The organism is Vibrio sp. 2033 (genome assembly GCF_033339735.1).
Window position 1 is genome coordinate 1 of the sequence record NZ_JAWOVC010000130.1, and the last position, 993, is coordinate 993.

1 protein-coding gene is annotated in these 993 nt (G+C 48.3%); it reads right to left on the reverse strand.

Features of this window, described 5'->3' with window-relative positions; translation table 11 throughout:
• Positions 1 to 993, reverse strand: a 993-nt coding sequence (hisD, locus tag R7P74_RS25100) for a histidinol dehydrogenase (RefSeq protein WP_318123357.1), incomplete at both ends; no start/stop codon positions are given.

Below are 993 nucleotides of genomic sequence, written 5' to 3' on the forward strand. Positions count from 1 at the left end.
TCCGCCATCGTAACCACAGTCGGAGCGAGATTCTGTAAACCTTCAGCCGACAACTCTTGCACTGTCATTCGTTTAGAAAAGTCGGCAAGGCCAAGGCTTGAGTAAGTACGAGTATACCCGTAAGTTGGAAGCACGTGGTTAGTTCCCGACGCATAATCACCTGCAGATTCAGGAGACCAATCGCCAAGAAAGATTGAGCCCGCATTATCTAGTAGTGGAAGTAGCTCACGCGGGTTCTTCGTTTGCACAATTAAGTGCTCAGGGCCGTAGTAGTTAGAGATAGAAACCGCTTGTGTGATTGACTCAGAAATAATAATCAGACTCGAAGCCAACGCCTTCTGCGCGATGTCTGCACGAGACAAGGCTTTTAGTTGACGCTGAACAGCATCCGTTACTTGATCCGCGACAATTGGTGATGGTGTCACAAGAACCACCTGTGAATCAGGGCCGTGCTCAGCTTGGCTTAACAAGTCTGCTGCGATGAAGTCTGGATCTGCGGTTTCGTCTGCAATCACAAGAACTTCAGAAGGGCCAGCCGGCATGTCAATCGCAGCACCACGGAAGTCATTGCTTACTTGACGTTTTGCTTCCGTCACATAGGCGTTACCCGGGCCAAAAATTTTATCCACTTTGGAGACGCTTTTCGTACCGTAAGCCATAGCAGCGACCGCCTGTCCACCACCGACATTATAAACTTCATCAATGCCGCACAACTTGGCAACGTACAAAATTTCATCTGCAATCGGTGGAGGAGAACAAAGCACCACTTTACGACAACCAGCGATTTTTGCAGGCACGCCCAGCATCAATACTGTCGATGGCAATGGCGCGCTACCACCAGGAATATACAACCCTACTTTTTGAATGGGACGTGTCACTTGCTCACACATCACACCAGGTTGTGTCTCCACTTTAATTGGTTGTGGCTTTTGTGCTTTATGAAATTTAGCAATGTTGCTGTAAGCCTGCTCTAGTGCTTGTTTCATTTCCGCA